The sequence below is a fragment of the Roseateles sp. P5_D6 genome (assembly GCF_054049415.1).
In genome coordinates this window covers 169,555-191,395 of sequence record NZ_JBFUMK010000020.1, presented here as the reverse complement: position 1 = coordinate 191,395, position 21,841 = coordinate 169,555, and the positions used below count along the sequence as shown (strand labels likewise).

General features: G+C 66.6%; 18 protein-coding genes. 2 read left to right on the top strand and 16 right to left on the bottom strand.

Translation table 11 applies throughout. The features are described from left to right. Window positions 1-9: 9 nt before the first annotated feature. The 15 genes from ACXJKM_RS23395 to ACXJKM_RS23325 all read right to left on the bottom strand — a co-directional run bounded on the left by ACXJKM_RS23395 (window position 10) and on the right by ACXJKM_RS23325 (window position 19,397). Window positions 10-783: a ferredoxin--NADP reductase gene (locus ACXJKM_RS23395; RefSeq protein WP_056193177.1), complete on the bottom strand. Its 774-nt coding sequence runs from the start codon at window positions 781-783 to the stop codon at window positions 10-12. After that, window positions 780-1,079 carry a gamma-butyrobetaine hydroxylase-like domain-containing protein gene (locus tag ACXJKM_RS23390; protein ID WP_056193180.1) on the bottom strand — a complete coding sequence of 100 codons (300 nt, stop codon included), beginning with the start codon at window positions 1,077-1,079 and terminating at the stop codon, window positions 780-782. Before ACXJKM_RS23390 ends, ACXJKM_RS23395 begins: the two co-directional genes overlap by 4 nt. Further along, on the bottom strand, window positions 1,079-1,939 hold the full coding sequence (locus ACXJKM_RS23385) for an ABC transporter ATP-binding protein (protein WP_235531857.1): 861 nt from the start codon (window positions 1,937-1,939) through the stop codon (window positions 1,079-1,081). The genes ACXJKM_RS23390 and ACXJKM_RS23385 overlap by 1 nt, the downstream gene beginning before the upstream one ends. Window positions 1,940-1,944: 5 nt before the next feature. Beyond that, window positions 1,945-2,895, bottom strand: a complete 951-nt coding sequence (locus ACXJKM_RS23380) for an ABC transporter permease (protein WP_056193470.1) — start codon at window positions 2,893-2,895, stop codon at window positions 1,945-1,947. 5 nt (window positions 2,896-2,900) lie between these two features. Beyond that, a complete protein-coding gene (locus ACXJKM_RS23375; RefSeq protein ID WP_457355569.1) occupies window positions 2,901-4,364 on the bottom strand; it encodes an ABC transporter substrate-binding protein in 1,464 nt (487 codons plus the stop codon). A gap of 70 nt (window positions 4,365-4,434) precedes the next feature. Beyond that, window positions 4,435-4,773 (bottom strand): ferredoxin FdxA, encoded by a 339-nt coding sequence (gene fdxA, locus ACXJKM_RS23370; protein ID WP_457355567.1) that lies wholly within the window; start codon window positions 4,771-4,773, stop codon window positions 4,435-4,437. Continuing rightward, window positions 4,770-5,723 (bottom strand): HEAT repeat domain-containing protein, encoded by a 954-nt coding sequence (locus ACXJKM_RS23365; RefSeq protein WP_457355565.1) that lies wholly within the window; start codon window positions 5,721-5,723, stop codon window positions 4,770-4,772. Before ACXJKM_RS23365 ends, fdxA begins: the two co-directional genes overlap by 4 nt. Window positions 5,724-5,725: 2 nt before the next feature. Beyond that, the gene (locus ACXJKM_RS23360; protein ID WP_056193195.1) at window positions 5,726-5,959 is read right to left on the bottom strand and encodes a 4Fe-4S dicluster domain-containing protein; all 234 of its coding nucleotides are present in this window, start codon (window positions 5,957-5,959) and stop codon (window positions 5,726-5,728) included. Window positions 5,960-6,236: 277 nt separating this feature from the next. Next, entirely contained in the window at window positions 6,237-7,964 is a 1,728-nt protein-coding gene (locus ACXJKM_RS23355) for a fumarate reductase/succinate dehydrogenase flavoprotein subunit (RefSeq protein ID WP_457355563.1), read from the bottom strand. A gap of 13 nt (window positions 7,965-7,977) precedes the next feature. Further along, window positions 7,978-8,766: a GntR family transcriptional regulator gene (locus ACXJKM_RS23350; RefSeq protein ID WP_457355561.1), complete on the bottom strand. Its 789-nt coding sequence runs from the start codon at window positions 8,764-8,766 to the stop codon at window positions 7,978-7,980. A 324-nt stretch (window positions 8,767-9,090) separates the two neighbouring features. Further along, the gene (locus ACXJKM_RS23345) at window positions 9,091-11,418 is read right to left on the bottom strand and encodes a GGDEF/EAL domain-containing response regulator (RefSeq protein ID WP_457355559.1); all 2,328 of its coding nucleotides are present in this window, start codon (window positions 11,416-11,418) and stop codon (window positions 9,091-9,093) included. Between the two features lie 2 nt (window positions 11,419-11,420). Next, window positions 11,421-14,426 carry a response regulator gene (locus ACXJKM_RS23340; RefSeq protein ID WP_457355557.1) on the bottom strand — a complete coding sequence of 1,002 codons (3,006 nt, stop codon included), beginning with the start codon at window positions 14,424-14,426 and terminating at the stop codon, window positions 11,421-11,423. Beyond that, window positions 14,423-15,031: a YfiR family protein gene (locus tag ACXJKM_RS23335; protein ID WP_457355555.1), complete on the bottom strand. Its 609-nt coding sequence runs from the start codon at window positions 15,029-15,031 to the stop codon at window positions 14,423-14,425. The genes ACXJKM_RS23340 and ACXJKM_RS23335 overlap by 4 nt, the downstream gene beginning before the upstream one ends. Further along, a complete protein-coding gene (locus ACXJKM_RS23330; protein WP_457355553.1) occupies window positions 15,031-16,872 on the bottom strand; it encodes a TonB-dependent receptor plug domain-containing protein in 1,842 nt (613 codons plus the stop codon). The genes ACXJKM_RS23335 and ACXJKM_RS23330 overlap by 1 nt, the downstream gene beginning before the upstream one ends. A 311-nt stretch (window positions 16,873-17,183) precedes the next feature. Then, window positions 17,184-19,397 (bottom strand): PAS domain-containing hybrid sensor histidine kinase/response regulator, encoded by a 2,214-nt coding sequence (locus ACXJKM_RS23325; protein WP_457355551.1) that lies wholly within the window; start codon window positions 19,395-19,397, stop codon window positions 17,184-17,186. Between the two features lie 86 nt (window positions 19,398-19,483). On the opposite strand from ACXJKM_RS23325, the gene ACXJKM_RS23320 reads away from it, so the two are divergent. Both ACXJKM_RS23320 and ACXJKM_RS23315 read left to right on the top strand, forming a co-directional pair. Then, complete coding sequence (locus ACXJKM_RS23320) at window positions 19,484-20,239, top strand: alpha/beta fold hydrolase (protein ID WP_457355549.1); 756 nt, start codon at window positions 19,484-19,486, stop codon at window positions 20,237-20,239. Between the two features lie 14 nt (window positions 20,240-20,253). Continuing rightward, a complete protein-coding gene (locus ACXJKM_RS23315; RefSeq protein ID WP_457355547.1) occupies window positions 20,254-21,015 on the top strand; it encodes a MauE/DoxX family redox-associated membrane protein in 762 nt (253 codons plus the stop codon). A 116-nt stretch (window positions 21,016-21,131) separates the two neighbouring features. Here the strand turns inward: ACXJKM_RS23315 and gstA are convergent, their stop codons facing one another. Continuing rightward, a complete protein-coding gene (gene gstA / locus ACXJKM_RS23310; RefSeq protein ID WP_457355545.1) occupies window positions 21,132-21,737 on the bottom strand; it encodes a glutathione transferase GstA in 606 nt (201 codons plus the stop codon). Window positions 21,738-21,841: the final 104 nt, after the last annotated feature.

The following is a 21,841-nucleotide window of genomic DNA, read 5'->3' as shown; positions in this document are numbered from 1 at the left end:
GATCTAGGGCTATTTCTCGACGAAGGCCCGCTCGATGACGAAATGCCCGGGATGGCTCATATTGCCCTCGGTCATGCCCATCTCGTCGAACACCGCGCGCGTGTCGCGCAACATCTCGGGGCTGCCGCACAACATGAAGCGGTCGTTCTCCTTGCACAGTGGCGGCAGGCCGATGTCGCTGGGCAGCTTGCCGTTGGCCATGAGCGTCGGGATGCGCCCCTGGTTGCGGAAGGGCTCGCGCGTGACGGTCGGGTAGTAGATGAGCTTGTCGCGCACCTGGTCGCCGAAGAATTCGTTGTCGGGCAGCTCGCGCGTGATGATGTCCTCGTAGGCAAGCTCGCTCACCTGGCGACAGCCATGCACGAGGATGACCTTCTCGTAGAGCTCGTAGACGTCGGGGTCGCGCACGATGGCCATGAACGGCGCCAGGCCCGTGCCGGTGGCCAGCAGGTAGAGATGCCGGCCGGCCAGCAGGTTCTGCGTGACGAGGGTGCCCGAGGCCTTGCGGCCGATGTGCACCGTGTCGCCAACCTGGATGTGCTGCAGGCGCGACGTCAGAGGGCCGTCGGGCACCTTGATGCTGAGGAACTCCAGCGTGTCGTCCCAGTGCGGGCTGACGACGCTGTAGGCGCGCAGCAGCGGCTTGCCGTCGACCATCAGGCCGATCATCGTGAACTGCCCGCTTTGGAAGCGAAAGCCCGGGTCACGAGTGCAGGTGAAGGAGAACTGGCGGTCGGTCCAGTGGCGGACGTCCAGCACCTTGGCGTCGAAAAGGATGCTCATGCGCAAGGCTCCAGGGAGAGTTGATGCAGATAGGGCCAGGGGTAGATGCCGCGGTCGTGGCCGTCGCTGAAGACGAGCTGCAGGCCCTGCGGCCCGACGGGGTGGAGGGCGGTGAGCTGTGTGTCGATAGGCGCCTGCACGGGCTCGCCGCTGCGCCGGCGCTGCTCGCAACCGGCACATTTGCAGGCGGCGCGCAGCACCGGGCCGCTGAGGCGGGCGGCGCGGCCATCGGCCCAGGCCAGCGCCAGCACGCCACTGGCCTGGTGCCAGACGACTTCGATGGGAACGGCGTCCATCAGACGAGGTGCTCCACGCCCTGCGGGCCGATCTCGGTGCACAGGCCCGCCAGCCCGCCTTCGCTCAGTTCGCCCCCCATGGCCGCGATGCTTTCCTCGCGGATCAGGCCCTTGATCTGGCGCACCATGGCGACGAACTCGGGCTCGGAGGTCATGTCCGGCGTGCGCGGCCGCGGCAGCGGCACGTCCAGCTCGGCCTTGATGCGCCCGGGCCTTGCCGTCATCACGTAGATGCGGTCGGACAGGAACACCGCCTCCTCGATGTCGTGCGTGATGAAGAGCACCGAGATGCGCAGGCGCTGCCACATATTGGTCAGGATCTCCTGCATCACCACGCGGGTCTGAGAGTCGAGGGCGCCGAAGGGCTCGTCCATCAGCAGCACCTGCGGGCTGGTGGCCAGCGCGCGGACGATGCCCACGCGCTGCTTCATGCCGCCGGAGAGTTGGTCGGGGTAGTGGTTCTCGAAGGACAGCAGGCCGGCCAGCCCCAGCAGCGTGCGCGCCTGCGCCTCGCGGTCGCTGGCCGACGCACCCTTCATGCGCAGCCCGAACTCCACGTTCGCACGCACCGTCATCCATGGGAAGAGCGAGTACTGCTGGAACACGACGCCGCGGTCCGAGCCCGGGCCCGTGATGGGTTGACCGTCCAGCAGCACCTGACCGCCACTGGGCTTGAGGAAGCCTGCCACCGCGTTCAGCAGCGTGGACTTGCCGCAGCCGGACGGCCCGATCAGCGACACGAACTCGCCGGGCCGCACATGCACGTTGGCGGCGCGCACGGCTTCGAAATCCTGGCCTTTTGAGTGGAAGCGGATGTCCAGCTCGCGCACGTCCACGCGGCCACGGGATGCTGTCGCCATGTCCATCAACGTCCTCCTTGCGAATGGGCCTGCCAGGGCATGGCGAGCTTGGCCAGCAGCCGGATGGCGCCGCTGCACAGCAGCCCCAGCACGCCGATCGTGATCATCCCGAGCGCGATCTCGGCATAGCTGATCAGCGAGTAGGCCTCCCACGTGAAGTAGCCGATGCCGAACTGCCCCGAGATCATCTCGGCGGCGATCAGCGACACCCAGGCCACGCCCATGCCTACCGCCAGGCCCGTGAAGATGTGGGGCAGGGCGCCGGGCAGCACCACGTGCCTGAGCAGGCTGGCCTCGCCCGCGCCCAGCGTGCGGGCGGCGCGCAGCAGCACCGGGTCGATCGCCTCGACACCATGCACGGTGTTGAGCAGGATGGGGAAGAAGGCGCCCAGGAAGGTGATGAAGACGATGCTCACCTCGTTGTCGGGCCACAGCATGATGGACATGGGCACCCAGGCGATGGCCGGGATGGGCCGGAAAACCTCCATCGCCGGCATGGCCAGCCCGCGCACGATGCGGTAGCGGCCGATCAGGATGCCCAGGCCGACGCCCAGGCCCGTGGCCACCAGGAAGCCGAGCAGGATGCGCCGCACGCTGATGCCGATGTTGGTGACGAACTTCGGGCTGGCGTTGACCTCCACCACCTTCTCCAGCACTTGGGCCGGCGTGGGGATGTTGTTGAAGCGGATGTAGGCGTCGAGCTTGTAGCGCGTGGCCAGGTGCCAGAAGAGCAGCACGCTGGCGATGGACAGCGCACCCATCAGCACCGCCGCGCCACGGCCCCGCCAGAAGCGCTGCCGCAGGCTGGGCGCAGCAGCCGCGGGCAACGGCAGGGGCAGCGGCGTGATGCCCTGGCCCACGTGGGCGGGCGGGGCCGCCTTGGGCGCCGCCGCAGGCATTGCAGCAGGCGGCGCCAGGGGCGGCGTGTAGGTTTGGATGCGGGGCAGCGCGCTCATGGTGTTCACTTCACGCTGACCGCGACGACAGTGGCGTTGGCCTGCCCCAGGGCCTCCGCAAAGGTGGCGAGCTTGCCGTGCGTCCTGGCGGCGTAGGCCTCGGCGTCTTTCTTCAGCAGGAAGGGCACGGCCAGCGGCGCCTTGGGGTTGCTGGCGTCGACCGCGTAGAAAGCCTTGTCGGCGACGACCTTGATGCCCAGCTCCTTGTCGTAGAGGTAGGCGACGTTGACCTTCTTGCCCGCCGCCTCGTACTGCTTCACGCCAGCCAGCAGGCAGGCGGGCGAGCTGGCCACGACGATCTCGCCGCTGGACAGCCAGATCTCGCCGGCCTCCTTGGGCCGCGTGACCGGCACCTTGCAGATGGGGTCGTTGCCGGCGATGTCGTAGTTGGCGAGCGTCTGCTTCTGGGCCTCGTAGTCCTGGCCGCGCTGCTTGAAGGCTTCGCGCAGATAGCTCTCGTTGACCCAGGCGACGGCGTCGAACTCCTTCACGCGGCCCAGCTTGGCCAGCACGCCGTGTGCGATCTTGATGGTCTCGACCCAGCGCGGCTTGATGCTCGGGTCCAGCGTGTGAATGCCGCCCGGGCCGAGGAAGAGGTAGACGACCTCCTTCTCGATCTTGGTCCACTCTTCGATCTTGGCGGCGGCCAGCTTGGGGTCCTTGCGCACCCAGTCGTTGGCCTCCATCAAGGCCTTGATGTAGGCCACGACGGCCTCGGGGTATTTGTCGGCGAACTCCTTGCGCACGACGACGCCGTGGAAGGTCGGAACCTTGGTCTGTGCGCCGTCGAAGATCTTGCGGGCGAAGCCGCGCTGCGGCAGCAGGTCGGCGAAGGGCACGAAGTCGCCGTGGGCGTCGATCTTCTTTTCCTGCAGATTGGTGGTGCCCACCTCGGGGCTCTGGCTGACGAGGTTCCAGTAGTCCGCCGGCCAGCCGCGCTCCTGCATCGCCTGCAGCATCATGCCGTGCGCCGCCGAGCCGAAGGGCACCGACACCGTCTTGCCCTTGAGGTCGGCCAGCTCGTAGTAGGGGCTGTCCTTGTGCACCACGACGCCGTTGCCCGAGCCGAAGGCGTTGTAGGCGATGACGGCGACGAGCTGGGTCTCGTTGCCCTTGTTGAGCTGCCCGGTGGCGCCGTTCACCAGCAGCGGGTAGTCGCCCATCATGCCGATCTGCAGCTTGCCGGCGACCATGCCGTTGGTGATGGGCGGGCCGGAAGTGAAGTTCTGCCAGTCGAGCTTCCACTCGATGTTGGCGTACTTGCCCGTCTTGGGCAGGTGCTTCTCCAGCAGCTTGAGCTCCTTGAGCACCACACCGCCGGTGACGGTGTTGGTGGTGGTGTTCTGGGTGCCGATGCCTATCGTCACCACCTCCTTGGCGGCGTGGGCCTGCGGGGCCAGGAAGGCCGCGCAGAGCGCGAGGCACTTCGCGAGGGTGGCGGAAACATGCGAGAGCTGGGGCAACTTCATCTCAATCTCCTGGCAGTCGGGTAGGTTCAGAAGCAGCGGCGCAAGATCGGTGCCTGCGCCGCGCCGGGTCTCAGGCGGGCGCGGCGGTCTCCGTCAGCAGGGCGCGCTTGTGCGTCTGGTTGGCCCAGTGCTCGGCATCGGGCAGCGGTTCCTGCGCGGCAGTGATGAGCGGCCATTGCGCGGCCAGGCGCCGGTTCAGTTCGGCGTACTCACGCTGTTCGGCGGGCAAGTCCTTCTCGTCGAAGATGGCCTCGACCGGGCACTCCGGTACGCAGACGCCGCAGTCGATGCAGGCGCTGGGGTCGATGACGAGAAAGTCGGGGCCTTCGTGGAAGCACTCCACGGGGCAGGCGGCGACGCAGTCGGTGTACTTGCAGCGGATGCAAGCCTCGGTGACGACGAAGGTCATGCCGCACCTCCATTCATCTGGATGGTGGTGAGTGCGAGCTTGGAGAGCTTGCGCACGTCCGGGTCGGGGTCGCGCAGCGTGCGTTCCAGCGGCGTGATGGCGCGCGGGTCGCCGATCTCGCCCAGTGCGATGACGGCTTCCTTGCGCAGGTTGCTGACCGGATGGATCAGCGCCTCCACCAGCGCCATCACGCCGTCGCGCGCCTTCAGCTTGCCCAAGGACCGAGCGGCCTTCACCCGCACCTGCCAGTACTCGTCGTCCATGGCGCGCACGAGGTTGGGCACGCCCAGCGCCGAGCCCGTCTTGGCGAAGGTCGTGGCGGCTTCCTCGCGCACCTGCCACACCGGGTCGTTGAGAGCCCGGCTCAGCGCGGGATGCACGCTGATCTCGGCATCGTTGGCAAAGCTCAGCGCACCGACGGCGACGCGGCGCACCTCGGCGTCATCGTCATGCGCGGCGACTTCGGTCAGCGCCGAGATGGCCTGCGGCTTCTTCAGATAGCCCAGCACGCTGACGGCCGCGCGGCGCACCTTGGCGTCGGTGTGGGCGAGCGCGGCCATGGCGGGGTCGAAGGCGGCGTCCACGCGCAGGGCTTTTACGGCCTGCAGCGCGGCGGCCTGCACATCGGGGTCCGCGTCGCCCAGGTAGGGCAGCAGCGCTGTGGCGGAGGCTGAGTCTTTCAGCTCTGCGAGCGTGTAGGCAACGGCCTCGCGCACGGCAGCGTCCTCGTCCTTGAGCCGCGGCGCCAGCGCCGCCAGCACCTCGGGCTCCTCGAAGCCTTCGAGGGCCTTGGCGGCTTCGAGCCGCACGGCAGCATCGCTGTCGCCAAGCGCCGCAATCAGCAGCGGCGCGATGTCGTCTTCCTCGTCGGTGTAGGGCAGGTCGATGACGGCGATGCGGCGCACGCCTGCATCGCTGTTGCGCAGCCGGTCATGGATGGTGGCAAGCATGATCACCTCACCAGGTAGGGGATGTCGACGCGCACGGCGCCGGTGGGGCAGTCCTTCTCGCAGGGCATGCAGTACCAGCATTCATCGAACTTCATGAACGCCTTGTTCTTCGTCAGATCGATGGCCAGCACGTCGAGCGGGCAAACGTCGACGCAGACGGTGCAGCCCTTGTCGGCGATGCACTTGTCTTCGTCGATGACGACGGGGGCCTGGGTGCGGGTGATGGTGATGGTCATTGCGGTCTCCTGAGGGCCTGTTGACGCTATGGCAATGGGTCGCGAAGGCCCGCCGCCACGGGCCAATCAAGGCGTGACACGCCGCCCGCACTGATGTGCGGGCAAGTGGCGCAACGCSGAGTGGCCCSTGGCGGCGGGCCTTCCCGAAGGGTTGTGGCCARAAMGRCCGCGCGCGGCGTTGCAAATGCTCGCCGGGTGTGCAACCCGGCTCCGCTTTGCGCCTTGCTCGCGGCCGTTTTGGCSACAACGCGACCCRTTGCCATAGCGTCAACAGGCCCTAGGCGGCAGCGGGCGTGGCGACGCGCAGGCGCTGGTAGGCGGACTTCTCTTCCTCGTTGAGCTCCACGACGTAAGGCTCCACCTCACGCTTGCGGAACACCGCGTTGCCGTTGGCATCGCTGGTCACGTTGGTGTGGCAGAACCAGTCGGCGTCGTTCTTCTCTGGGTGGTCCACGCGCAGGTGGTACAGGCCCCAGCGGCTCTCCGTGCGGTACAGCGAGGCGCGCGCGGCCAGCTCGGCGCAGTCGCGGATGGTGTGGGCCTCCATCGCGCGCATCAGCTCGTGCGGGTCGGCCGCGCCCATGTGCTGCAGGTCCTCGCGGATCTCGTCGAAGCGCTGCAGGCCGATCTCCATCTTGCGGGTGACCTTGGGCGGCTGCAGGTAGTCGTTGACGATGCGGCGCGTCTTGTATTCGACCTGGAAGGGCGTCAGGCCCTCGGTCCTGCCCAGCGGCGCATAGACGCGGGCCTTCTCCTTCTCGACCTGGCCGGCATCGAAGGCCGGCGCCGCGATGCCGCTGACATAGTCGGCCGCGTTCTCGCCGCAGAACTTGCCGTAGACGAAGGCGCCCAGCATGTAGTTGTGCGGGATGCTGGCGCAATCGCCCGCCGCATACAGCCCGGGGATGGAACACTCGCCGCGCTCGTTCGTCCAGATGCCCGAGGCGCTGTGGCCGCTGCAGAAGCCGATCTCCGAGATGTGCATCTCGATCATCTGCTTGCGGTAGTCGGTGCCGCGGCCCTCGTGGAAGCGGCCGCGGCTGGGGCGCTCGTTGGTGTGCAGGATGTGCTCGATCTCGCTGATCGTTTCCTCGGCGAGGTGGTCGAGCTTCAGGAACACCGGGCCCTTGCCGCCTTCGAGTTCGTTGAAGAACTCCATCATCATCTGGCCGCTCCAGTAGTCGCACTCGATGAAGCGCTGGCCGGCGTTGTTGGAGGTGTAGCCGCCGAACGGGCCGGTCACGTAGGCGCAAGCCGGGCCGTTGTAGTCCTTGATCAGCGGGTTGATCTGGAAGCACTCGAGGTTGGTCAACTCGGCGCCGGCGTGATAGGCCATCACGTGCCCTTCACCGCAGTTGGTCGGGTTCTCGTAGGTGCCGAACAGATAGCCGCTGGCGGGCAGGCCCAGACGCCCGGCCGCGCCGGTGCAGATGACCACTGCCTTGGCCTTGATGACGTGGAAGTCCGCCGTGYGGCAGTCGAAACCCATGACGCCGGCAATCTCGCCGTCAGGCCCGGTTAGCAGCCGCGTGGCCACGACGCGATTGGTGATCTCCACCCGCGCCCGCTTGAGCTGGCGATAGAGCACCCGCTTCATGTGGTGGCCCTCGGGCATGGGCAGCACATAGCTGCCCAGGTGGTGGACCTTGCGCACCGAGTAGTCGCCGGTCTCGTCCTTCTCGAACTTGATACCCCAGCGGTCCAGCTCCTCGATCATCGGGAAGCTGTTGGCCGCGTAGGCGTAGACACCCTTCTGGTCGACGATGCCGTCGTTGGCGACGGTGATCTCCTTGGTGTACTGCTCGGGTGTGGCGTGACCGGGAATGACGGCGTTGTTCAGCCCGTCCATGCCCATGCTGATGGCGCCGCTGCGCTTGACGTTGGCCTTGTCCAGCAGCAGCACCCGCAGCTTGGGATTCTTCTCCTTGGCCTTCACCGCGGCCATCGGGCCGCCGGTTCCACCGCCAACGATGACGAGGTCGTATTCGTGTTCGATCGTGTCCATGTGCAGGCTCTCCTCAAGAGGCTCGTTCGGAAACAGGCACGCGATCGACGCGCACCTTGTACTGGAAGGCGTCGCCGCGGTAATAGAGGTGTTCGTAGTCGATGGGCGCGCCGTCGGCGGTGTGCGTCGTGCGCTCGATGAAGAGCACGGGCGAGCCCTCCTCGACCTTGAGCTGGCCGGCCAGCGTCTCGTCGGCCAGCGTCGAGCCGATCTGCAGCTCGGCGTGGCCGAGGGCCAGGCCGTAGTCGTTCTCCAGGATGGCGAAGATGTCGCGCGCGGCCAGGTCTTCCTTGGCCAGGCGCTGGCCGATGGCCGCGGGCACGTAGGTCACGTCCAGCGAGATCGGCTCGCGGTTCAGGAAGCGCAGGCGGTGCAGCTCCGTGACCTTGGCGCGTTTGGCCAGGTGCAGCTTCTCGGCCACCTGCTGCGACGGCAGCACCGTCTTGATCGACAGCACGCGGGCAAAGGTCTCGTAGCCCATCTGCCGCATCGCCTCGCCGAAGCCCTGCAGGCGCCCCAGATCCTGGAAGGCCTTGGGCTTGGAGACGAAGCTGCCCTTGCCGTGGATGCGGAAGATCAGGCCTTCGTTCTGCAGGTCATTGAGCGCCTGGCGCACCGTGATGCGGCTGACGTCGAACGCGGCCATCATCTCGCTCTCCGACGGCATCTGCTGATGCGGCTGGTAGCTGCCGTCGAGGATGCGGGCGCGCAGGATCTCCTTGATCTGCGTGTACAGCGGCAGCGGTGACGACAGCTTGATGCGATGAGCGCCGTCCGCCTCGGGGGCAGGGACCAGCGTCAAGGATTTCCTAGCTGCAAGAGCGCCTTTGCTCATGGCCGTCCAACTCGTTATGACAAGTCATCACGAGCAGGAGCCGTGCCAGCTTTTCCAGGCTGGGTTTGCACGCGGCTGGTGCCGCAGGGCGGCTGGTGCTGCAGGGGCTGTTTCCAGTGTCTGACGCCCGGGACGGCGGCGTCAGGAAGGTCTCATCGAGACCGCCCGCTGCCCCTCACGCCACGTGTTCTGGCAATGCACCGAAGCGGGTCCATGCCCCAATTTGAATGCGCCAAATGTGTGAATGACCCGCCGCTGGCGGAGCCCTGAAAACCGGACATCGATCCGCCGTCAATGCTCCAGAGGCTGGCGTCGCATGGGCAGCGCGATCCTTTCGCCGGCCGCCCCCGTGCCAGGGGCGGCTGCGGTCATTGCCAACTGCCGGCCCTCCAGCAGCATGCGGGCGTATTCCTCGGCCGGCACCGGGCGGCTGAAGTGATAGCCCTGGATCTGGTCGCAGCCGCTGGCCCGCAGGAACTCCAGCTGCGCGGGGGTCTCGACGCCTTCCGCAATGACATGCATGCGCATGCTGTGAGCCATCGCGATGATGGCCAGCGAGATCGCGGCGTCTTCTGGGCTGCGCGTGATATCGGTGATGAAGGACCGGTCGATCTTCACCGAGTTGAAAGGAAAGAGCTTCAGGTAGGCGAGGGAGGAATAGCCGGTGCCGAAGTCGTCCAGCGACAGGTGCAGGCCGAACTGGCGGAGGTCATGCATGGTGCGCTCGGCCGCGATGGGGTCCTGCATGACCAGGGTTTCGGTCAGCTCGAGTTCGATGGCGTCGGCGCCCAGCCCGTTGTCGCGCAGGGCCTGCTCGACGCACTGGCGTACCCGACCTTCGCGGAACTGCAGGGTCGACAGGTTCACCGCGACCGGCCGCGTCGCGATGCCTCGCGACCGCCAGACCGCCTGCTGGGCGCAGACGGCCTGGATGACCCATTCGCCGATGGGCACGATGAGGCCAGTCTCTTCGGCGATTGGAATGAAATCGCCCGGAGGCACCAGGCCGCGCTTGGGATGCTGCCAGCGGATCAGGGCTTCGGCCGCGGTGATCTGGCCATCGGCCAGATTGACCTTGGGCTGGAAATGCAACACGAACTGCTGTTGGGCCAATGCTTCGCGCAGCTGCCCCTCCATCTCCAGCTTCTCGGCCATGCGGGCATTCATCTCTGGCGAATAGGTGGCATGCTTCTCGCCAGCCAAACGGGCCTGCTTGAGGGCGGACTCGGCATTGCGGAACAGCGATTCGGCACTGGCGCCGTCCTCCGGATACACGGACACGCCCAGGTGGGCGGACAGGCTGACGTCGCTGCCATCGACTGACGTGGGTCGGCCGATGACTTCGTCCAGCACGCGCAGCAGCGTCGCGACGTCCTCGTCGCCCTTGTAGCTGCCGGCGACGGCGAAGTTGTCGCCCGCCAGCCGGGCCACGTTGTGGCTGCGCGCGAATTCGGTGGCCAGGCGCTGCCCCAGTTGTCTCAGCAACTGGTCCCCCACGTGCCGGCCCAGGGTGTCGTTCAGCCGTTTGAACCGGTGGAGGTTGGCAATGACGGCCACCACGCCGGTGCCGGCCGCAGCCGCGGACTGGATTGCGAGGTCAAGGCGGTCCAGGAAGACAAGGTTGTTGGGCAGGCCGGTCAGTGCGTCATAGCGGGACAGGTAATGGACCTTTTCCTCCTGCTCGATGTGCCTGAGCGCAAACGAGATATCGCCAGCCAGCTCGCCGAGCAGCTTGAGCTCGTCCTCGTCGAAGAGATGGGCCTCCGTGGCGTACAGCGCGATGACGCCGACGAGCCGGTCACCGGAAGTCAACGGCAGCGCAATCGCGGAGCCGACCCCCTTCGCCGGCGCAACGGCGTGGACAGCCGCACCCATGTCCTCCTGCGAGAGGTCGTTGCAGTACACGACGCCGCCGCCATCGAGCGCCCGGTAGGGAAGTGAGCGGCGGCCTGGCCCACCGGTGGCGCCCAGAGCGCCGCGCAACTCGTCGAGCTGCCCGGCATCCAGGCCTCGCGCGGCAATGGGGTCGAGCCTCTTCAAAGGGCCGTGGGCGAGGCCGATCCAGGCACTCGCGAAGCCGCCATCCTCGGCGGCGATGCGGCAGGTTTCATCGAACAGCGCCTGCCGGTCGCGCAGCCTGACGATGGCCGAGTTGATGCCGCTCAGGACGCTCTTGATGCGGCTGAGCCGGCTGATCTTCAGCTGCTGGGCCTCGAGCTCCTTGACGTAGCGCTCCAGCATGGAGGTATGCACCAGCGACAGGTGGGTGCGCACCCGTGCCAGCACCAGGGCCGGCGACACGGGCTTGACGATGTAGTCGACCGCGCCGCAGTCGAATCCCGCGGCCTCGTCGCCGACGTCGGCCAGCGCCGTCACGAAGATGACGGCGATGTGCTGGGTCTGGGGGGCGGCCTTGAGCCGGCGGCAGACCTCATAGCCGTCCAGGTCGGGCATCTGGACGTCCAGCAGGATCAACGAAGGCTGGTGCTTCTGCGCGGCGGCGAGGCATTCACCGCCACTGCGCGCGAACGCCAGCGGATAGTGCGGCGCGAGGATCTGCTTCAAGGTTGCGAGGTTGATCGGCTCGTCGTCGACGATGAGGATGGGTCCGTTCGGCATGCCTACTTCCTTTGCTCTTCCAGTTCGGCGACGAGGTCCCGCGCCATCTGTTCCGCACGCCGGAAATCGAACTCCTCGACGCTGGCCAGCAAGGCGGCCAGCGTGGCCTGCGGCAGCAGCCCGTCCAGACGCTGGAGCACGGGTGCGGCCAGGTCCGGGTTGTCGCTGTCCAGCGCGTCCAGCAGCTCATGAAGCAGGGCCGCCACCCGTGCCCTGTCGACGGACGGGCTGGCCGGCGCCGGCCGCGGTTCATTCGCGGCGGCGTCAGCCGTGAACGCCGCAATCGATCGGAGGGCCTGGGCGAAGGCGGCCTCGAACGGTGCCCATTCGTCGAAGGGGTCCCTGCCTTCGATCAGCCGATGCTCCAGGCGGCCGGCAGCGCGTGCCAGCTGGGGAAGAGCCAGGTTGCCCGCAGAGCCCTTGAGCTTGTGCAGCAGGGCGGTGGCTTCCTTTTCTTGCCCCTGGTTGAGCAGCTTGCGCAGCTGCGCCGCGCTGTCGCCGTTGTCGCGGGCAAACTTGGCCAGGAACTTCCGGTAGACGGCGAGGTCCTGCCAGACCTTGCGCGCGTCGGCCACCGAGATGCCTTCAAAGGGCACGCCGTCCTCGGCCTGCGGGCCGACCGGCGCCACGGCCTCGACGGATGCGATGTCGGCCGGCTCGCGCTTCGCGGTCAGGCGCTGAATGGCCGCGATCAGCTCATCGACGGCAAAGGGCTTGGCCACGAAGGCATTCATGCCGGCTTCCCGCGCCTCTTCCTGCTGGATCTTGAACGCGCCGGCCGTCAGCGCGATGACCGGGAGGTCTGCCAGGCCTGGCGTGCCGCGCAGCACGCGCGTTGCCTGGTAGCCGTCCATCACCGGCATCTGGACGTCCATCAGCACGATGTCGACCTCGCCGACATGGGCCGTCAGCCAATCCAGGGCCTGCAGGCCGTTCTCGGCCAGCTGCACGGTGGCGCCTTCGGACTCGAGGATGCGCAGCGCAACCTCGCGGTTGATGTCGCTGTCGTCAACGACGAGGGCGCGCAGGCCAACAAGGCGCTGCGTCGCCTCGGCTTGCGGGCTGTCGGACATGGCCGCAACCCCCCGGCGTCGCATGGCCTGGGCCACGCTGTTGTACAGCGAAGAGCTGGTCACGGGCTTGTTGAGCACGCCGTCGATCAGCTCGCTGCCCTCGCTCTTGAGGAGCTCGTCCCGGGAGTAGGCCGTCACCATCAGCACGATGGGCGCTTGCTGTCCCTCCATCGTGCTGCGGATGGCCCGCGCGGTCGCCAGCCCGTCCAGGCCGGGCATCTTCCAGTCCAGCAGGAGCACGTCATAGGCCTCGGTGCCCTGGAGTCGATTGCGCACCTTGCCGAGGGCGGCTTCGCCGGAATCGGTCAGCGTGGGTGCCCAGCCCATGGCCCGAGCGGTCAGCGCAAGGTTTTCGCGCGCCACGTCGCTGTCGTCCGCTACCAGGACTTCCAGTTTTGACAGCGCCGCGGGCTGGTAGTTCTGGATCGGGACCCATTTGAAAGGCAGGCTGAACCAGAATTCGCTGCCTTTGCCAGGCGTGCTGATGACGCCGATCTCTCCGCCCATCTTGGTGACGAGCTGGCGGCAGATCGCCAATCCCAGCCCGGTACCTCCGAAGCGGCGCGTCGTTGACATGTCCGCCTGGGCAAAGGCCGAGAAGATGTGGCTCTGCTTCTCCAGCGGAATGCCGATGCCCGTGTCGCTGACCGAAAAACGAAGGCGAGCCGAGCCGTCGGTGCGCTCCAGCAGCGCGATGCCGACCTTGACGACACCGCTGGAGGTGAACTTGATGGCGTTGCTGGTCAGGTTGATCAGGATCTGTTCGAGCCGCAGCGCATCGCCGTGCAGTTCGCCACCAACATCGGGCGCCGGCGAGATGACAAGCTCCAGATCCTTGTCGCCCGCATTGGCGCTCATGATGTTGGCCAGGTTGTCCAGCACGCCGTCCAGGTGCAGGGGGGCCTCTTCGATCTCCAGCTGGCCGGCCTCGATCTTGGAGAAGTCCAGGATGTCGTTGATGATGGTCTGCAGCGACCGGCCGGCATTGCGGATCTTCTTGACCAGGTCCAGCGCATCGGGCTCCAGCGGCTTGTTCGCGAGCAGGTAGGCCAGCCCGAGCACGGCATTCATCGGCGTGCGGATCTCGTGGCTCATGTTGGCGAGGAAGTCGGCCTTGGCGCGGCTCGCGGCCTCGGCCTCCTGGGTGCGAACGACCAGCTCCGCGGTGCGCCGCTCGACGCGCTGCTCCAGCTCCGCGTTCAGCGTGCGTACGGCCACCTCGGCCGTGCTGCGCTCGGCGATCTCATGCTCGAGCGTCTGCAGCATGCCGTTGAAGGATTCGGCCAGCTCTCCGATCTCGTCCTCGGTCGTCTTGCGGGCACGCAGGCTGAAGTCGCGCTGCTGCATGACCTGCTGCGCCACTTCGCTGACAGCCAGCATGGGCCGGGTGATGCGGCGCTGCAGCCGAAAGGACACCAGCAGGCCCAGGGCGAGGCTGCCACCGAGCACGACGCCGAAGATCAGGAGATAGTCCCGCAGCCATTGGGCGACGTCGTAACGGCCATCGATGTAGACCGCTCCCAGGCGGCCATTGGCGCCATTGACCGGCAGCATCACGATCAGATTGCTGCGCAGGACCTGTACCCCCGCGGATGGCGGCTCGGCAGGCAGGGCCGCGCCAGGAGTGGCTGCGTTCACATAGCGCGCAAACAGCTTGCCGCCTGCCGTGTAGATTGCCGCGGCATTGATATTGGGGTCACCGCGCAACTGGCCGAGGGTGTCGGTGGCAACCTTGGAATCATCGAACTCCAGGGCTGTCGCGCTGCCCTGGCCGAGGATGTCGGCTAGCGTTGTCAGTTCGCGCACCGAGCGGTCGCGGTTCTCCACCATGTCGTGATAGAAGAAGGCGGCGCTGGCCCCAAGCAGTGTGCAAGCGTTGACGGCCAGCACCATCAGCAGCAGCTTGGTGCTTATCGAACGCAGCCGGATCCTCATTCAGAGGCCCCTGGGTTCCCGCGCTGTGCGACAGCCAACAGGCGCGAGCTGATCTTGAGCCCATGCCGCTCCGCGTTGCGGACCGAGATCTCGAAGCGCACCCGGTTGTCCACCAGCATGAAGTTGATGACGCAGCCTGCGTCGATGCCGCCTGGGATGTCCGAGACCGTCAGTGTCGGCAGGGCCTTGTAGGGCTCGAGCGTGCGCCTGAGTTGCGGGGTGTCGGCGCCGCTCACAAAGATGAGCTGGACACTGCGGGGCAGTTCTCCGGCCTTGAGAAGGCGCACCTCGACGGGGTGGTCGCTCAGTGAACGGCCCGACGTGAGCTTGTTGAGCTCGGTGGCGATGTCCCCGGCGCCGATGATGCCGATGGTGAAAGGCATCGTGGCATCCACGAAGGCATTCGGCGGCCACTCCACATAGCCGGCGAACTTGTACAGATAGGCGGCCTTGATCTGGGCTTCCAGCGCACGGCTGTCGTTGTCGGCGGCGCCGCTTTGCGCGGCGGCGAAGAAGAGAAGACCTGCGATCGCCATGCGCCGCAGCACTGGCACATTGCCGCGCCATTGCAGGAGGCACCCGAGAAATAGGCTCAGGCGCGGCATCAGAATCTCGCCGTGGCGGTGATCTGGGCGGTGCGCCCGACCATGATCGGGTCGGCCCCGGTAGCGCCGCCCTGCGCGAACTCGCGGTGATTTGCATGCAGGAGATTGCGCGCCGAGACGGCGAAGGCCAGCCTGTCGGAGTACCGCCAGCCGACACGCGCATCGGCCTCGTTGTAGCCGGGCACGGTGGTGAAGCGCAGCTTGGCGACCCGCCGTAGCGTGACATCGATATCCACGCCCGCCGCCAGCGACCAAGAGGACTGCAGCCGAACCTGGTAGCGGGGATCGTTTCCGGGCGCGATGGCGGCCACGTTGGCGCCGCTGAAGCGCTCGTGCATCGAGGTCAGTCCCGCATGAACAGCCCAGCTCCTGCTGACCTGGTAGCGGCCCCAGGCCTCGACGCCATAGACCTCCGCTTTGGATGCATTGATCAGTACGAAAGTGCGGTCGCTCAGGCGCCGGTAATTGCGCAGGCTCGAGTAGCGGCTGCCGAATACCGTGACCGAGTAGGACAGGTTCTCGCTGGGTTGAGCTCGCGCGCCAACCTCCAGCGTGTTGGCGATCTCCGAGCGGAAGTTGGGGCCGCCCGCCAGCTGGTAGGGAGGCTGCGCTGGCACGAAGAACTCGACGTCGATGCGGGAGGGCGTGCGCACCGCACGGGACGCTGCGCTCCACAACAGCAGTTGGGGCGACAGCTTCCAGCCCAGCCGGGCGCTTGGCATCCATTCCGTGCCCGTGTAACTGTTGTGCTCGGCCTTGGTGCCCAGTGTCAGCGTCGCGGTTGGCGAAAACTGGCGCTCATGCTGAACGAAGGCATTCGTCCAGTGCAGGCGCCGGGATGCGGGCAGAAAGGCCAGGCTGCCGTAGTTGCCGACTTCGTCCTCGGCCATGCGGTGGCCGCCGCCGAAGATCCACTGGCTGCCCTCGCTGGCAGCCAGCAGGTACTGCAGGTCGACATCGACGACCTGCAGGTTCTCGTTGTAGGAGCCAGGGACATCGCGCCAGGAGCGGTCGACGTAGGTCTGCAGATTCAGCGTTGCGCCGTCGTCCATCGGTCGTACCCAACGCGCCAGCAGGTTGCCACCATGGTGGCGCTGGTCGGCGGCATTGGGCTGGCTGATCGACTCCTTGTAGGCATCGCCCTGCAGCGTCAGCGCGCCGCCGCCGGCGTCGATACCCGCCCGAAAACCCAACTGGAGCTTCTCGAAGCCATCGTCGGCATCAATGCCGCTGGCTCGCTCGCTGTCCTGGCGGCGGTTGTACTTGGCGTAGGCGCGCACGGCGCCGCCGCCATCGAAGCGCCAGCCATGGCGCAGCGACAGGCCCTGGCTGAGATTGCCAGCCGCCGCCGAAGCGAGCGTTCCCAGGCTGCCTTCGGCGGGCGTGGTGATGACATTGATGACGCCGTTGACGGCATTGGCGCCCCACAGCGTGCCGCCCGGGCCGCTGACGACCTCGATGCGCTCCACGTCACCCAAAGGCACGTCCTGGGATTCCCAGAACACGCCGGAATACAGCGGCGTGTAGACGCTGCGGCCATCGATCAGCACCAGCAGCTTGTTCGCCGTGGCCGAATTGAAGCCGCGCGCGCTGATGGCGTACTGGCTGGCATTGATGCGTGCAACCTGCAGGTTGGGAGCCAGGCGCAGAGCCTCGGCCAGCGTATTGACGCCGGCGCGCTGGATGGCTTCCTTGGTGATGACGTAGATTGAGGCCGGCGCGTCGGCCAGGCGCTGCTCCCGTTTCGACACCGAGGTGATCTCGATGTCGCCCAGCTGCTCCAGTGACAGGTCTGCCAGGTTCGTGGTGCCAGCTGCCCAGGCCACGCCCTGGGTCACCATCAGAAGCGAAAAGAGCAGGCCCAGGCCATGAACGCAGCGCGGCGCGCGCGGCCACCGTTCAACTCTCCCACCTGTCTCCTGTCTCGGCCGGCTGCGCAGCGTCTCAGACATGGCCGCCTCGTTCATTTGATTTGTAGGTCAGCTCATTCTGTGAGTCATGTGCTACAGAGGCAACGCAAACACAATGGCCGCGCCGTCGTTATGGTTTTTCGGCCGTTGGTGGGGGAGTCTGAAGTTGGGCCCCGATGGCGGTCGCGCCGCAAGTTTGTCAGTTGATATGGTAAGTTAGCTTTAGCATCGACCGGACGACTTCAGGCCGCTCTGTGGCGGATGGCGTCGTCGATCGCAGACAGCAGATCACCCTGGTCAAAAGGTTTGGCAACCCGGCGGAACCAGAGGATCGGCTCGCCGTCACCCTCGGGCATGGTGTCGGCCCCCGCGCTGATGGCGATCACCGGAATCCTGGCGGTACGCGGATCCTGCGACAGCAGTTGAAACGCCTGGCGCCCGGTGAGTTCCGGCATCCGGTTGTCCATCAGGATGACGGCGGGCGCGTGGGCAAGGGCCAGCGCCACACCCTCGCGGCCGTTGCTTGCCGTGATGAGGCGCAGGTCCGGCCGATGCAACAGCTGCGCGCGCACGAGGTCGTGGCTGGGCAGGTCGTCCTCGACCAGCAGCACGGTGAGCTGCGGCTGGATGTCGCTCACGCCGCCGGGGCGCTCCTGCGGGCCGACGCCGATCTCCGGCTTTCGCGACACGGCTTCACCGCCAGCCAGCTCGAACCAGAAGCAGCTGCCCGTTCCGGGCGTGCTGTCCACGCCGATTCGGCCGCCCATCAATTCGACCAGGTGCCGCGTCACGACCAAGCCGAGGCCCGTGCCTTCCACGGCGCCCGGGCCTTCGCCGGAATGCCCCAGCCGATTGAAGGCCTCGAAGAGCTGGGCCAGCTCCTGCGGGCGCAGTCCGGAGCCGCCGTCTTGTACTTCGATGCGCACACGCTCGGCGCCTGAGGGTCGCACCCGCAGTTCAAGCGCACCGCCCGGCCGGTTGTACTTGATGGCGTTGGACAGCAGGTTCAGCAGCACCTGCTTGAGTCGCGTTCGGTCCGCCACCACGGCCAGCGCGTCTGGCGGCGCCTCGAAATTCGTTTGCAGGCCGCGGGCCTGGGCTTGCGGCATGACCATGGCCTCGCACTCGGCCAGCAACTGGCGCAGCGGCAGTACCTGCATGTCGAGCTTCAGCTTGCCGGCTTCGATCTGCGACAAGTTGAGCAGTTCACCGATCAGCGTCAGCAGGTGCTCGCCGGCCTTCTGGATATGGGCGTTGAAGGCCACCTGCCTTTCCGCGGGCAAGCCGTGGCCCGGGGAGGCGAGCATTTGCGAGAAGCCGATGATGGCGTTCAGCGGCGTCCGCAGCTCATGGCTCATGCGGCTCAGGAACTCGCTCTTGGCCTGGTTGGCATGCTCGGCGGAGCGGGTGGCAGCGACGAGCTCGCGGTTGGATGCTTCCAGCTGTTCGGTCCGCAGGGCCACCCGGTGCTCGAGCTGCTCGTTGAGGTCGCGCATGGTGGCTTCCACCGCCTTCTGGACCGTCACATCCTGCAGGGTGCTGAACCATCGCAGGCCGCCGACCTCGGCCACCTCCTCGAGGGGCTCGATCACCTGGGCCACCTGCACGACTTCGCCATCGGCGCGCACCAGGCGGTACTCCACTTCGACTTTGGCCCGCGTGCGCGCCGCTTCGAGGCTCGCCCTGCGGTAGCTGGCCCGATCGTCGGCATGCACCAGCTGGTTCATCCAGTCACGTGTCGTGCGCGGCATGTCCTGCGGCGCGCAGCCGACGAGCTGGGGCAGGGTGTCGGACCAGCGCTCGAAGGAGCCGTCCGGGCGGGTCACCACATGGCTGAGTTTGGCCACCCCCTGGGCGCGCCGCAAACCGGCCTCGCGCTCTCGCAGTGCCGCTTCCGCTTGCATGCGCAGGGTCACGTCCAGCGGCGCGACGAAGCGGGCAGGCCGGCCTTCATAGAGCAACTCATGAGAGGTGATTTCGACGTAGATCAGCCGCCCGTCCTTGAGCCGATGCCGCCAGACGCCGCTGTTGAACACCCCAGCGGGCGTGAGGCGTACTGACGTCTCCACGGCGCCCACGTCTTCCGGTGGACGGATGTCGCGGATGGACATCGAAAGGAATTCCTCCCTCGTGTAGCCGTATTTCTGGCAGGCCACTTCGTTGACGTCGAGAAAGCGCAGCGTCTGGAGGTCATAGACCCACATGGGCAAGGGGTTGGCCGCGAAGAGCTGTTGATACCGGCGTGCGTGCGAACCGCTCATTTGCCTCGACTCAAGCGTTGACCGGCGCTTGCTGCGCAAAACCTTCCTGCCTCGGTGAGCTGATTTTCCGGATCTGGCGACCATTCGTTCGCTCCTGCAAGCGTGGCCATGGTTCCGCAGCGCAACGGCGCGCCGTTCTGACTCTAAGTCCAATCTGCCATGGCGCGCCGTAAGTAACACTTTGCTTGCCGGCATGGGCTTGAAAGCTCAGGCAGTTGTCCGACACGCGAACCGTCCCGATCGGTCTACCGTCGTCACCAGAACCATTGGCTGGAGCGACCATGGCGTCGATGCCGTTGCTGCTGTTGCCTGGGCTTCTGAACGATGCCCGGGTGTGGGGGCCCATTCTTCAAGCGATCTCCCAGGAGCGCATCGTGGAAAAGGGGCAGACCCACATCGCCGACAACGTCGGCGCGCTCGCCGCTGCGTCGCTGGCTCGCATGCCTGCGGGGCGCTTTGCTGTCGCCGGGTTCTCGCTGGGCGGCTATGTCGCGCTGGAGCTCTGCCGCCAGGCGCGGGACCGGATCGCGGGCATCGCACTGATCGACACCAGCGCGCGCGCCGACACGGCCGAGGCCAGGTTGAACCGCCAGCGCATCCTCGATCGCCTCAAGGCGGGCAGCGCGACGTTCGAGCAGGTTGTTGCAGAGCTTTCCGCTCGCCTGCTGCATCCGGCGCATGCCGCCGATGAAAAACTGCTCGACCTGCTGCGCGACATGGCGCGTACCGTCGGGGTCGGCGGCTTCGTCCGTCAGCAGACGGCGGCGATGAATCGCGCCGACCGCCGCGACGTGCTGCAGACGCTGGAGTGTCCGGCGCTGGTGGTCTGTGGCCGCGAGGACCAGGTCACGCCGCCCGAGCGCAGTGAGCAGATGGCCCACTTGCTCAAAGGTGACGTCGAGTTGTTGCTGGTGCCGCAGGCGGGCCACCTGACGACGCTGGAGCAGCCGGAGGCGGTCGTCGAGGCCGTCCTGCGTTGGCTGGCGAAGGTGGATGCCTCGTCATCAACGCGTTCAAACTTGGGCTCCGGCGCCTGAGCCGAAGTTCAGCGATGGTGAAACCGGTCAAACGGGCAGTGTTGTACCGGATGGTCATGCCGGAGCATGTCTGCCCGTTCGGGCTGAAGTCCTTGGATCTGCTGAAGCGCCACGGCTACGAGGTCGAGGACCACCCGCTCACCAGCCACGCCGAGACCGAGGCATTCAAGAAGGCGCAAGGCGTGCAGACCACGCCTCAGACCTTCATCGATGGCAGGCGCATAGGTGGGCACGATGACCTGCGCGCGTTCTTCGGCCACCCGGTGAAGGACGAGGGCGCTGCCACCTACCTGCCGGTCGTCATGCTGTTCGCAATGGCCGCGGCGATGTCGTTGGCCATCGGCTGGGACGACTACGGCGGCCTGCGCATCGTCCAGGCCATGGAGCGTTTCGTGGCCCTCTCGATGTGCCTGCTGGCCCTTCAGAAGCTGCGTGATGTCGAGGCCTTTTCCACCATGTTCCTCAACTACGACCTTCTGGCCAGGAGGTGGGTTCGCTACGCCTACATCTATCCGTTCGCAGAAGGACTGGCCGGCATCCTGATGCTGGCAGATGCGCTCAGGTGGCTGGCGATTGCCCTGGCGCTTTTCATAGGGGTGGTGGGTGCGGTGTCTGTCTTCAAGGCGGTGTATGTCGACAAGCGCGAGCTGAAGTGTGCCTGCGTGGGTGGTGACAGCGGCGTGCCGCTGGGCTTTGTCTCGCTGACCGAGAATCTGATGATGGTCGCCATGGCTTGCTGGATGGCGGTGAAGCCCGCCGGCCTTGGAGTCCCCTGACATGGCTCACACGTGCAGTGTTCCTCGCCGGCCGCTGTGGTGACGAGGCCAGCGCCGCGCAGGCACAGGTGCTTCTTCCCGTGGCGAGGCAGCGGCCCGCTTTCCAGCAGCAGCGATCAAGCCTGACTTTCGGCCTGCAGGGCCGCCTGGACCGCAGGGCGCTGGCGCGTTCGCGCCTGGTGGGCCGCCAGGTTCTCCAGGCCCGCGATGTCCACGCCGACGCGGCCGGCCCAGCCGGTGATCACGAACAGGTAGGCGTCGGCCACGGTGAAGGTCTCGCCCATCAGGTAGGACTTGCCGGCCAGTTGCTGGTTCACCCAGCCAAAGCGATCGAGCAGTTTCTTCTTGAAGATCGGCCTGGCCTCTTCGGGCAGGGCCGGATTGAACAGCGGCGAGAAGCCTTTGTGCAGTTCGCTGCCGACGAAGGCCAGCCATTCCTGCACGCGCGTGCGTGCCAGGGTGCCGGCCGGTGGCAGCAGGCCTCGGTCGGGCGCGCGTTCGGCCAGGTACTGCACGATGGCTGCGTTCTCAGTGATGCGCTGGCCGTCGTCCAGCTCCAGCAGCGGCACGTAGCCGCGCGGGTTGATSGCGWAGTAGTCACTGCCATCGAGCAGTTGGTGGGCCTTCAAATTGACCTGCACGGTTTCAGCGGCCAGGCCCGCCTCCAGCACCACGATGTGTGGGCACAGCGAACAGGCACCAGGGGCGAAGTAGAGCTTCATGGAAAGGTCTCCTTGCGAGCGAGCGTGAGCCATGCAGGCTAATCCAATCGCTTCAGTCGTTCAAACCTCGAGGATTGCCGGGTGAGGGCAGGGCGCGCAACGCG

Excerpts from the sequence above, each read along its gene's own strand:
- ACXJKM_RS23395 (WP_056193177.1), bottom strand. The coding sequence starts at position 783 with ATGAGCATCCTTTTCGACGCCAAGGTGCTGGACGTCCGCCACTGGACC.
- ACXJKM_RS23390 (WP_056193180.1), bottom strand. The coding sequence starts at position 1,079 with ATGGACGCCGTTCCCATCGAAGTCGTCTGGCACCAGGCCAGTGGCGTG.
- ACXJKM_RS23385 (WP_235531857.1), bottom strand. The coding sequence starts at position 1,939 with ATGGCGACAGCATCCCGTGGCCGCGTGGACGTGCGCGAGCTGGACATC.
- ACXJKM_RS23380 (WP_056193470.1), bottom strand. The coding sequence starts at position 2,895 with ATGAGCGCGCTGCCCCGCATCCAAACCTACACGCCGCCCCTGGCGCCG.
- ACXJKM_RS23375 (WP_457355569.1), bottom strand. The coding sequence starts at position 4,364 with ATGAAGTTGCCCCAGCTCTCGCATGTTTCCGCCACCCTCGCGAAGTGC.
- fdxA (WP_457355567.1), bottom strand. The coding sequence starts at position 4,773 with ATGACCTTCGTCGTCACCGAGGCTTGCATCCGCTGCAAGTACACCGAC.
- ACXJKM_RS23365 (WP_457355565.1), bottom strand. The coding sequence starts at position 5,723 with ATGCTTGCCACCATCCATGACCGGCTGCGCAACAGCGATGCAGGCGTG.
- ACXJKM_RS23360 (WP_056193195.1), bottom strand. The coding sequence starts at position 5,959 with ATGACCATCACCATCACCCGCACCCAGGCCCCCGTCGTCATCGACGAA.
- ACXJKM_RS23345 (WP_457355559.1), bottom strand. The coding sequence starts at position 11,418 with ATGCCGAACGGACCCATCCTCATCGTCGACGACGAGCCGATCAACCTC.
- ACXJKM_RS23340 (WP_457355557.1), bottom strand. The coding sequence starts at position 14,426 with ATGAGGATCCGGCTGCGTTCGATAAGCACCAAGCTGCTGCTGATGGTG.
- ACXJKM_RS23335 (WP_457355555.1), bottom strand. The coding sequence starts at position 15,031 with ATGCCGCGCCTGAGCCTATTTCTCGGGTGCCTCCTGCAATGGCGCGGC.
- ACXJKM_RS23330 (WP_457355553.1), bottom strand. The coding sequence starts at position 16,872 with ATGGTGACCCAGGGCGTGGCCTGGGCAGCTGGCACCACGAACCTGGCA.
- ACXJKM_RS23325 (WP_457355551.1), bottom strand. The coding sequence starts at position 19,397 with ATGCCGGCAAGCAAAGTGTTACTTACGGCGCGCCATGGCAGATTGGAC.
- ACXJKM_RS23320 (WP_457355549.1), top strand. The coding sequence starts at position 19,484 with ATGGCGTCGATGCCGTTGCTGCTGTTGCCTGGGCTTCTGAACGATGCC.
- ACXJKM_RS23315 (WP_457355547.1), top strand. The coding sequence starts at position 20,254 with ATGGTGAAACCGGTCAAACGGGCAGTGTTGTACCGGATGGTCATGCCG.